Raw genomic sequence first — 10008 nt, forward strand, 5'->3', positions numbered from 1 at the left:
GATCAAATCCCATCGTCGCGATCAGATTTGGCAAAAAAGATGGCGGCCCGCCCGGAGAGGGCTGCGGCCGCCATTCAAGGGGTGAACCGTTTATCGTCGCTCGGGGGCCGCAGCCGTTGGTAGCGTTGCCACACCTGTCTGGCGTAGCGCATCCGCAGCATCCGCCGTTCCGGCGACACGCCGGCGTTGTAGGCGCCTACCGCTTCCCAGGAGTAGCCATAGCGTTTCATCATGTCGGACAGGATGGAGGCGCCGACGATGACCGACAGGCAGGCATTGCCCAGCAATTGCTTCTCGTCTATGCCCAGCCGCCGCAGCCGCGGCAGATGAAGGCTGTTGATCTGCATCAGGCCCAGGTCGAGGCTGCCGTCGCGGTTGCGGCCGGTGGCTTCCGGCCGTAGGCCGGATTCCTGCTGGGCAATGGCGTACAGCAGGTCCGGCTCGATATTGAACATTCGGCCGGCCTGTTCCCAGCAGTCGGCGTGCGCGGGCAGGGCGAAAAGCAGCGCCATCGAGGCCAGGCAGGCGCGGATCATGCGGCCTCCGGCAGCGGTTGCTGGAACAAGACCTTCAGCCGTGGATCGTGCCGCCAGGCGCGCAACCACAGGTATTGTTCCGCCTGCAGCTGTTGCCACAATTGCAGCGCGGCCTCGCGGCCGTGCAGGGCCAGAATCAGCGGCAACAGTCCGGAGCGCACCTGGCGGCTGTCGACCTTGGCCAGAAAGGCCAGCAACTGAGGCCTGGCGGCTTCGCCTTGGCTGCAGTGGCGCACGTAGCAGCAATTGGCGGCCAGCAGGCCGCACTCCTCGCCGGAGGCCTGCACCGCCATGGCAAGTTCTTCCGCCTGGGCGTGCTGGCCTTGCACAGCCAGCATCAGCGCCAGCATGCTTTGCAGCACTGGGTGGTCCTGGCCGTATTGACAGAGCTGGCGCTTGCCCAGCACGACTGCGTCGTCGATGCGGTGCTGGCAGTAGGTGAGCCACAGTTTGAGAATGCCGGCCGCGATGCGCGAGGGATCGCGCGCCAGACAGGCATCCACCGCCTGTTGCGCCTGCTCCAGCCTGCCGGACAGGAACAGGTGCCAGGCATGGTAGTAATGGATGTCCTGCGAGTCCGGCGCCAGCAAGCGGGCTTGCTCGAACAAGGCGTCCGCCACCGCCAATTCCGCGCGCATGCTGCTCAGTAGGGCCAGCAGGCCCATGGCCTGCGGGTGTCCGGCTTCCAGCGCGATGGCCTTGTTGACTGCCTGCTGCGCTTCTTCGAGCGCCAGCGCCTGATCGAACAAGCCCAACTGGGCCAGGGTCAGATAGCATTCGGCCAGGCTGCAGTAAGGCAAGGCATGGCTGGGGTTGCCGCTGACGCACTGGTGCAGCATGGACAGCGCCCGCCGCAGGCTGGAGGGAGTATGTTGCTGCAGCTCGTGGCGGCTGTTGAGGTAAGTGATGGCCAGGTCCAGCGAGTCCAGTTCGCTGGCGTTGCCCTGTTTCCAGCGCAGGCCGGGTATCCGTTGCGGCAGCAGGCTGGCCAGTCTGCCATGCAGCGCGGCGATGGGCTGGCCCAGGCCCAGTTCCATGCTTTCATGATGCACCAGTTGATGGCCTTCGGCGCGTACCAACTCGATTTGCAGCAACGAAGCCTCACCCTGGCGGCGCACTTGCCCAGCCAGGTAGTAGTCGGGACGCAATTGGTCGATCAGCGAGACGATGTCGGCCACGTCGCTGCAATTGCGGGTGATGGTGGCTGGCAGCACGATCAGGCCGAACGGAGAGTAGCGCGACAGGCATTGAACCAACGCCGCGTGCAGCTCCAGCGCGTCCAGTTGGCCGTCGGTGCGGAAGGGCAGTACCGCCATCGTGCATTTTTCCGCGCCGGGCGTCGGGCGCGACACCACGGCCACCGGCCGGCAGAAGCGGTAGCCTTTGCCGTAGACGGTGTCGATATAGCGATTGGCCTTGTCTTCCAGCAGGATGCGGCGCAGCGCATAGATGCACCGGGTGAGGGACTCCTCGTTGACGTCGCCGTCCGGCCAGACCCTGTCCAGCAGCGAGTCCTTGCTCACCAGTTCGCCGGCGGCCTCCAGCAGCAAGGTGAGAACGGCCAGCTCCTTGGGTGGAATGCTGATCTGCTGTTCGCGGTGCGCCAGCGTGCCGTCGAAGTGCAGGGCAAAATCGCCAAAAACGAATTGTCGATTGATGAAGCCATCGTTGTGTAACGCCATCTTCAGTTCCTCAGTTCCTCTTGCGCGCGAGGCGCAGCAGCCGTGCGGACTGACCGCAGGAGTCGAGTCGACCGCTGCCGCGTCTGCTGTTCCCCGTAGCGTCGCGACATGTCGGCGTGTCTTTCGTTTGGATGTGTTCGAGTGATCGGTGCCGGTTTTTGTATTTATCGTCGCATCATAAAAATGGATAGCGCATGGTACTTATGCGTGCATGGAGGTGGCTTGCAAAAAACGTCCAGCGCGATGGCATAAAGCGGAACGGCGCAAGTCATGTCTCATAAATTGAATGACTTGTTACCGGTTTGATCACGAAAGTAAACAGTTAGAGTAGGAATACTACGCGAGGGAATGCTTGCTACAAATGGGAATACTCTCAAAAACAGGCAGGGCGCGAAGGCGTTTTATGCAAGTCTCGCGCCGCCGCATGCGCTAGTTTGACGCTGGGCCGTCCGCCGCGGTGCGGGCTGGAGCAAACCGAAAATTGTCGCCCTGGCTGTGCCAGGCAGGAGTCGTGAACATGGTGAACGGAGTGTCGGGGGCTGCAAGGCCGTATCTGTCGGAAGCGCCGTCGGAAGTTTCTTCCGCGGCGGCGGCGTCCGGCCTGGCTGTGAATTGCCGCGGCGGCGGCATGGTGGCGCAGCCGCGGGCGGCCCCGGCGGAGGCCAGTAGCCAGGCCCGCAGTTTCCAAACCTGTTTGGGTGAGCTGCAGCGCGATCTTGATGGCGCGGGGCGCCTGCTGCGCGAGCTGTCCGGCGACGCGGAGCTGGCTCCCCGGCAGCAGGCGCAGGCCGGGCAGCTGGCGCGGCAACTGGATGGTCTGAGCCAGGCATTGAACCAGGGAAACCGTTTGCAGTTGTCGGCCAGTCTGGTCGAGGCGCGCGGCATTTGACGCTGAGGCAACGATAACGAGAGGAGAGGCGATGCTGAATTCAGTAAACGGGAGTGGCGCGGCGGTGCTGCAATCCTTCCGCCCCCTGCCGGATGACCCGGCTGTGTCCGCCGCAGGCGGCTTGCGCAATGCCTTGCGGTGCGCGGATCGCCGGCCGGAGGCTTGTGTGTCGCCTCAGGGGCGGGAGGTCAGGCTAGTGGACGCCGGCTTGCAGATTCAGCGCCAGGGCATGCGGGATGCCTTGCGGGCGATGACGGCCGAGGCCTATCGTCAAGCCGAGCCGTCGCAGCCGCGGTGGCCGCGCTGGGTGGAGGCCCTGCGGCTGGGGCCGCGTCGCCACCAGCTGACGCCGGATACGGTGGCCATCCTGCAGAATCTGCGGCAGATGCTGAGGGAGGGGGACGCCGGTGCGCTAAATATCAAGGAATGCGCCAGCTTGTCGTTGCGGCTGGAGCAGTTGGCGCACAAGCTGCCTGCGGGCAGCCCGTTGGCGGAGTTGAGCCATCGGCTGTCGCTGCAGGGGCAGGCGGCCTGGGCGCAACTGGCGCGCGCAGAGGCCGAGCGGCAACTGTTGCCGCAATTCCAGCGTTTCGACCACCCGGGAGCCAGCAGCGAACAGCGGCTGGGCGTGTCTGTCGGCGCCGGCGTCGGCCTGGGGGAGGGGGGTATCGGCGCCAAAGCCACCTTCGGCGTCGGCGTGGGCTTGAGTCGCGGCATGGACAACGACGACGAAGGCTTCGTGTTCCAGAATCGCGGCCATGCGGTATCGGTCCAGGCCGGCGTCAAGGGCGGCGTTGGCGTGGCCTCGTTATCCGGCGGCGTCGAGGGAAGGCGGCAAAAGACCCGCTTCACCGAGTTCAACAGCGCCAAGGCCTTTGTCCATCTCAAGGCCGAACAGCTGGCGCATGGTTCGCGCCGCGATACACTGGGGGTGAGCGCCCGCACCGTGGTGGGCGCGTTGATCCGGCTGTTTCGCCCGGGGCATGGCAATGAGTTGCGGCATTACCACCGCCTGCAGCAGCAGGCCGGCGATCAGCAGCAAAGATTGGCGGTGCTGCTGGGTTGGCTGGGGCAGCGGGATGCGTCGTCGACGCTGCCGGGCGGGCGCGTGCCGGTGTTGCCGAGCGGCGAGTCGGTGGCGATCCGCGGCGCGGCCAATGCGCGTGTAGCGGCTGCCGGGATGGGCGCTGGCGTTGGGGCGGCGCTGGAACGCATCGAGATCCAGGCCGACTCGCTGACACCGTTCTGGCAGGGCATCACCGCGGAGCAGGGCGCGGCGCGCAATCCGGTGGTGGCGGCGCAGCGCCTGGCCGGCATCGAGCAAAAGTCGCTCGCCTTGCTCGACCGCCCGCAGGACCGGCTCGGCGCCCAGCCGCTCAGCCGCTTGACCGGCGGCCGCAGCCCGGCCGATTGCCCGGCCGGAGAGCTGAAGTCCGCCGCCGGACGACTGGCGGCGGAGCTGGACCACTTCTGCGCGGTGGCGCAGCAGCGGGACGCCGGCATCGGCCGCCGCGAGGGCGGAGCGCTGGTGGAGAAATCCATAGTCTCCAGTTGGCAAGGCAAAAGCCGGGAGGACGCGTTGGCCAATATGGCGCTGGCGCATGCCGCGCTGCTGTTGGCGGCCGGGCGGCGCGAAGATGCCGCCGAGGCGAAGGCTGCCTTATTGGATATGGCGCCCCGATTGTATGCTCCGCCCATCCGCCATGACGCCGAAGCGTTGGCCGGGAGGGTCGGCTTCCGCGACACGCTGGAGTTGCAGATTCGCGATCGCAGCTATGCGCTGGACTTGGGCGGCGGTATCGGTCCGCTGGGGGGGAAGGCGGAGGCCTCGCTGACCGAACGCGAGCGGATTCACCACAATCCGGTGCGCGCCGGCAGTTACAAGGATGTGCGCGTCACGTTGTCTGGCAACCTTGCCGATGCGGGCCTTCTGGAAAAACTGAAAGGCGCGTTGCTGAGCCAGCTGATGCCGCATGGGCTGGCGGAGCAGTTGCCGGCGGCGCTGGCCGGCGTGCAGTCGCAACTGGCCGGGCAGGCCGGGGGCGGCATCACGCTGTTGCTGCGCTTCTATCAACCGCAATATCAGCGCCAGGCGGACTTTCCTGCCGAGGCCGCAGGCTACCGGCTGCAACTGGCCAGGGTGAGCGCCAGCGGCGATGCGGCCGTGTCCTTGTCCGGCGGCATTCCCGTGCAGCCCGGGGTGTCGCTGGAGCTGGGGCTTGCGGTCGGCGTTTCCGCCAGTACGGTGTTTTACGAGCGCTGGGGCGACAACAGCCTGACCGCGCCGATGATGCACTACCTGCATCTGCAGGCGGTGGGTGAACCTGAGCGTTGGCCCGGCTTGTGCCAAGCGCAAGCGCAGGGCTTGTCCGGTTTGTACCGGCAATTGGCGGACGAGGGATCCGCGGTGCACAAGGAGGCGGAGTATTTCCTGCGCCGCCAGCCGCAAGATCGCTTCGGCCAACGCTTCTTTGCCGCGATGCGTGCTTTTGCCGACGGTTCGGGCAGTTTCGCGCAGGCCGGCGCGGCGCTGGACGAAATGCTGCAGCGGCAATATCCCTTGTGGCAGGCGGACAAGCGGGCCTTCCCCGGCCTGGTGGAGCACGCGCTGCAGGCTTGAGCGCGCTTTAAACGAGATGGGCCCCGCAGCTCTGGCGACAGCCAGGCTCTCCGGGGTTTTTCATTTTGCGGTCTCTGCTGTTCTTGCGATGAGCGGTCAATTGCTTATTGATTGGCGCATCAACCATGGCGAGGGTTCGAAGCAGGGCTTGGGCGCGCCCGCCTCGCGCATAGCCAAGGCTGCCGGCGTGTTTGGACTTGCCGTCGGCGTGGAGCGCCTGGTCAATCTTGGCCTTCGGTCGGACGCGCCGCAACGGCTTGGCGCGAGTGCTGCCGTTTGAGCGGTTTTTGTAAGCACTCGCTTGCTAACTGTATTTCAATGTTTCTGGTCAGATCGTCCATTCCAAACCAGGAGCCGTCATGCATATTTCCAATTTTTCCCAGCCCAGCCAGGTTTCTCCGCAGTCCGCCGCAGGCGCCGAGCAGGCCCAGGCCGCTCGCAGCTTCGCCCAAGTTTACGATAAGGCCGACTTCAAGCCGGTGCCCAGCAACATCCATATGGTGTGGGTGGGCTCGCAGCCCGGCCCGACGCAGCAGGATTACCTGCGGCAATGGGCGGGCAAGAATCCCGACTCTGAAGTGAGCCTGTGGGTGGATTCCAAGCAGTTCGGTGCCTATGCCGCCAACAAGGCAGTGCGTCAGCAGGTGGACGAGCTGTTTCCCGGCGCCAAGGACTTCCAGGCCGAGAAGCTGTTCCGCGGCCTGTTTAGCCAGCTGTCCGCGACGCTGGGCAAAGAGGATGGCGCGCTGGGCCGCGCCGCGCAGAAGCAGGCGCTGAGCGAGTTGAACAAGGAGTTGTCCGCCCGGGGGAGCGAGGCCTGGCGACAGGCTCTACTGCCTCAAGGGGGCAAGGTGACGACCGACAATGCGGCCAGCGTGCTGGAAAACTTCCGTCAGCAGGTCCGCGGCAACGACGAAAAGTTCCTGCTGGCCGACCGGCTGATTCTGGATCAGACCACCAAGGCATGGGATCGCTGCGCCGCCGGCGCCGAGCGCGATGTCGCCACGCTGGAGCAGATCCAGGCCCGCTTCTCCGATACCCCCAATATCAAGATCCGCGATCTGAGCAATCCCGGCGATATCGATTTGCGCAACCGCGACGCCTACCAGCATGAGATCGTCGGCCGCAACGGCGCCTACCCGGCGGCGTCCGACATTGCCCGCTACGAAATACTGCACAGCTATGGCGGGGTATACGCCGATATCGACCTGGAGTGCACGCAGCCGCTGGCCGGCGCCCTGTCCGCCCACCCTGACCTGATGCTGGTGGGGTTGGCCGAAGGCAAGCGCGAAGCCAGCGGCAGCGCCACGCCTTATTTCGCCAATGCGCTGCTGGCCAGCCATCCCGGCAGCAAGATGCTGGACAGCTTCATCGACAAGATAGGCCGCGATTACCAGCAGATGAAGGGCAACGAGTTTGCCGGCGACCGCTACTTCAGCCGCGCCAACAAGAGCACCATCGAAGGCACCGGACCCAATGCGCTGCGCGGACATGTGGATATGGTGCTGCGCCAGTCCGAGGGCCGGCCGGAGGCGGCGCGCGGCGACGCGCAGTCGCTGGCCGAGCGCATTTGGAGTCAGGATGACGCCAGGAACAAGGATTTCTGGGCGGCAATGGACTCCCACTTCAAGTTCCCCGACGGTCTGGTCAACTTCGAGACCGAGGAGCAACAACAAAGCGCGACCAAAGGCATGGCGTAAGCCGATTGTTCCGCGCTGGGCTCCGCCGCATAGGGCGGCGGGGCAATCAATTTGAGGAAAATGCGATGCCTTTGTCTATTGGATCTTCCAGTCAGAACATTACCCGCCCCACAGCTGAAGCCTCTCACCCCCAGTCCGTCGCCAACGCCATGTCGGCGCGCCTGTTGCATGTCGGTCAGCAAGCCTCGTCCCAGGCGTCCGCGTTATCGGCTCCGACCGGTCTGGGAGGCATCGTTTCCACCGATCAGGTTGCCGAGCTGATTCTGGATAGAGTCAAACAAAAGCGGCAGCCGAACAGGTCGGTAGTCATTTTCATCGCAGGTCCGTCCGCATCCGGCAAGTCGGCGTTGACCGGGGCGCTGCAGCAGCGGGGACTCCGTTTCGAGCCAGTCAAGACCGATCATTTCTTGAAGTCGTTCTCCCAACTGGCCGCACTGCCGGCCAATCATGGCTTGCCAGTTGCCGAGTGGCCAGTAGTGCATGGCCATGCAGATTCATTCAACCGCGCTTTGGCGGACGATTTGTTGCAGGCGATTTCCGCTGGCCGCGAGTTTAGCTACTCGATACCGGCCAATTACCGAGAGGGGGTGATGATAGGCGGCTACCCGCGCGGCGAGCGCGATGCCTCAGGTCCTCACCGGCAGGTCGGCGTTCCAGCCTGTGATACCTATCTGATCGAAGGCATTTCCACGCCGCATCTGGTGCGCGACGCCAGCCAAGTACTGGTGCGCTTGGATTGCGATTTCGATGAAACCGTCAAACGCAGGGCGGGTCGCGGCCACGATTCGGCGATACCGGCCGAGGTGCGGGTGGCGGAAGATCGCCGTCAGTACGAGGTCTTTCAGCAGGCCATGGACGCGCTTGGTGGCACGGTGGCGCCGGATATCGCCCTCGACTCTTCCGGCATGAGTGCCGGCCATTTCCAGTTGCGGCAAGCCGGCATGCCGCTGCCCCTGCTGCGGGCTCGGGGTGTGGACTGAAGGGGAGATAAACTTCGGCTCGCCATCAGATTCGCATCAGGATTCGTCCGGAGCGTTGGGGGAGACTGTCCGTCATCCAAGCAAAGGCCCGCAAGCGGGCATGGACCGATGACAGATAACGATGTGTTGAATCCGCTGGAAACATTGGGCGCTGCCGCCAGGCGTGGCGTGGCGGCCCAGGAGGTCTGGCTGTTGCAACCGCAGGCGGGGGAGGCGACGCGTCTTGCCCTGGCCTGGGCATCGGCTGGCGAAACGCTGGAACTGCCTGCCGACTGGCGGGGGCTGTTGCTGCTTGATCGGCTGGAGCTGACCGTGCTGAGTGGCCGTTTGAGCTTTCAGCCGTTGCGGCTGGAGGCGCTGACCAAGCTGCTGTCCTTCGTCGACGAGGCCAGGGATGCCGAGCAGCAGGCCGACGAGCGGCGCTGCGCCTTGTTGCCGCTGCGTGGGGACGAAGTCTGGTCCGACCGCCGCGGCTGCGAGTACTGGTTTCTGCGCCAGGTGCTGGCGCCGGAGGAACCGTTCTCGGCGCTGCTTTCGCTGCTCAGGCGCAGCGAAAGCTACTGGCTGGTGCGCTTCCTGCTGGCGCAGTCGGCCTGCGGCGACAAGTTGCAGGAGTTGGGCGAACGCTACGGCGTGTCCTACTCCCACTTCCGCCGCTTGTGCCGCAATGCGCTGGGCAATGCCGCCAAAACCGAGTTGCGAGACTGGCGCATGGCGCGCTCGTTGCTGGACGTGGCGGAGGGCGGCGACAGCCTGACCCAGGTGGCGCTCAAGCACGGCTATGCATCTTCATCGCATTTTTCCAATGAAATCAAGGGACTGATCGGCGTTTCTCCGCGTGGGCTGTCCAATATCATCCAGTTGGCCACCAAATGAACAAGTCTTTTTTACTCGCCGCCTTGCTGGGCTGCGCCCTGCTGTTGCCACCCGCCGGCGTCCTGGCGGCTCCGCCCGCGGAGCGCGCCGGCGAGGATGCCGGCTACATCGCCAAGAAAGACAGCCTGCGCGCGTTCTTCGACGCGTTGTCCTCGCGGTTGAAAAAGCCGGTGATCGTCAGCAAGCTGGCGGCGCGCAAACAGATCAGCGGCGATTTCGACCTATCCAGCCCGCAGGCGCTGCTGGAGAAGATGTCGCAGCAGCTGGGCCTGATTTGGTATCACGATGGCCAGGCCATCTATGTCTACGACGCCAGTGAAACCCGCAGCGCGGTGGTGTCGCTGCGCAATGTGTCGCTGTCGGCCTTCAATGATTTCCTGCGCAAGTCCGGCCTGTACGACAAGCGCTACCCGCTGCGCGGCGATGGCCGCAGCGGCACCTTTTACGTGTCCGGCCCGCCGGTGTTCGTCGATCTGGTGACCAACGCCGCGGCGATGATGGACAAGCAAAGCGATGGCCTGGATCTGGGCCGGCAGAAGATAGGCGTGGTTCGGCTCAACAACACTTTCGTCAGCGACCGCAATTACGAGCTGCGCGACCAGAAGATAGTCATCCCCGGCATGGCCACGGTAATCGAGAAGCTGCTGGAGGGCGAGCGCAAACCGGTGCAGGCTGCGCCGAACCGCCCGCCGGCGCGCGGCGGCGACATTCCCGCCATGCCTGAC

9 protein-coding genes are annotated in these 10008 nt (G+C 64.8%); 7 read left to right on the forward strand and 2 right to left on the reverse strand.

Translation table 11 applies throughout. The annotated features are described in order from the left end of the window. Positions 1-74 precede the first annotated feature (74 nt). Both iagB and BI344_RS13160 read right to left on the reverse strand, forming a co-directional pair. On the reverse strand, positions 75-536 hold the full coding sequence (gene iagB, locus BI344_RS13155) for a type III secretion system invasion protein IagB (RefSeq protein ID WP_071113355.1): 462 nt from the start codon (positions 534-536) through the stop codon (positions 75-77). Further along, positions 533-2218: a HilA/EilA family virulence transcriptional regulator gene (locus BI344_RS13160; protein ID WP_071113356.1), complete on the reverse strand. Its 1686-nt coding sequence runs from the start codon at positions 2216-2218 to the stop codon at positions 533-535. The genes iagB and BI344_RS13160 overlap by 4 nt, the downstream gene beginning before the upstream one ends. Before the next feature lie 517 nt (positions 2219-2735). On the opposite strand from BI344_RS13160, the gene BI344_RS13165 reads away from it, so the two are divergent. The 7 genes from BI344_RS13165 to BI344_RS13195 all read left to right on the forward strand — a co-directional run. Next, positions 2736-3107: a hypothetical protein gene (locus BI344_RS13165; protein WP_071113357.1), complete on the forward strand. Its 372-nt coding sequence runs from the start codon at positions 2736-2738 to the stop codon at positions 3105-3107. A 31-nt stretch (positions 3108-3138) separates the two neighbouring features. After that, the gene (locus BI344_RS13170) at positions 3139-5727 is read left to right on the forward strand and encodes a hypothetical protein (protein WP_071113358.1); all 2589 of its coding nucleotides are present in this window, start codon (positions 3139-3141) and stop codon (positions 5725-5727) included. Between the two features lie 16 nt (positions 5728-5743). Next, complete coding sequence (locus tag BI344_RS13175; RefSeq protein WP_071113359.1) at positions 5744-6007, forward strand: hypothetical protein; 264 nt, start codon at positions 5744-5746, stop codon at positions 6005-6007. A 79-nt stretch (positions 6008-6086) separates the two neighbouring features. Beyond that, positions 6087-7427 (forward strand): TcdA/TcdB catalytic glycosyltransferase domain-containing protein, encoded by a 1341-nt coding sequence (locus BI344_RS13180; RefSeq protein WP_071113360.1) that lies wholly within the window; start codon positions 6087-6089, stop codon positions 7425-7427. A gap of 149 nt (positions 7428-7576) precedes the next feature. Beyond that, positions 7577-8407: a hypothetical protein gene (locus tag BI344_RS13185; RefSeq protein ID WP_071113361.1), complete on the forward strand. Its 831-nt coding sequence runs from the start codon at positions 7577-7579 to the stop codon at positions 8405-8407. 108 nt (positions 8408-8515) lie between these two features. Further along, on the forward strand, positions 8516-9283 hold the full coding sequence (gene invF / locus BI344_RS13190) for an AraC family transcriptional regulator InvF (protein ID WP_239690967.1): 768 nt from the start codon (positions 8516-8518) through the stop codon (positions 9281-9283). Next, positions 9280-10008, forward strand: a 729-nt coding sequence (locus BI344_RS13195) for a secretin N-terminal domain-containing protein (protein WP_338152216.1), incomplete at its 3' end; no start/stop codon positions are given. The genes invF and BI344_RS13195, both read left to right, overlap by 4 nt.

This window comes from Chromobacterium sphagni (assembly GCF_001855555.1).
Classification (GTDB): domain Bacteria; phylum Pseudomonadota; class Gammaproteobacteria; order Burkholderiales; family Chromobacteriaceae; genus Chromobacterium; species Chromobacterium sphagni.

Coding starts and splice junctions, on each gene's coding strand:
- invF (WP_239690967.1), top strand. CDS start 8,516: ATGACAGATAACGATGTGTTGAATCCGCTGGAAACATTGGGCGCTGCC.
- BI344_RS13160 (WP_071113356.1), bottom strand. CDS start 2,218: ATGGCGTTACACAACGATGGCTTCATCAATCGACAATTCGTTTTTGGC.
- BI344_RS13185 (WP_071113361.1), top strand. CDS start 7,577: ATGTCGGCGCGCCTGTTGCATGTCGGTCAGCAAGCCTCGTCCCAGGCG.
- BI344_RS13165 (WP_071113357.1), top strand. CDS start 2,736: ATGGTGAACGGAGTGTCGGGGGCTGCAAGGCCGTATCTGTCGGAAGCG.
- BI344_RS13180 (WP_071113360.1), top strand. CDS start 6,087: ATGCATATTTCCAATTTTTCCCAGCCCAGCCAGGTTTCTCCGCAGTCC.
- iagB (WP_071113355.1), bottom strand. CDS start 536: ATGATCCGCGCCTGCCTGGCCTCGATGGCGCTGCTTTTCGCCCTGCCC.
- BI344_RS13170 (WP_071113358.1), top strand. CDS start 3,139: ATGCTGAATTCAGTAAACGGGAGTGGCGCGGCGGTGCTGCAATCCTTC.
- BI344_RS13175 (WP_071113359.1), top strand. CDS start 5,744: ATGGGCCCCGCAGCTCTGGCGACAGCCAGGCTCTCCGGGGTTTTTCAT.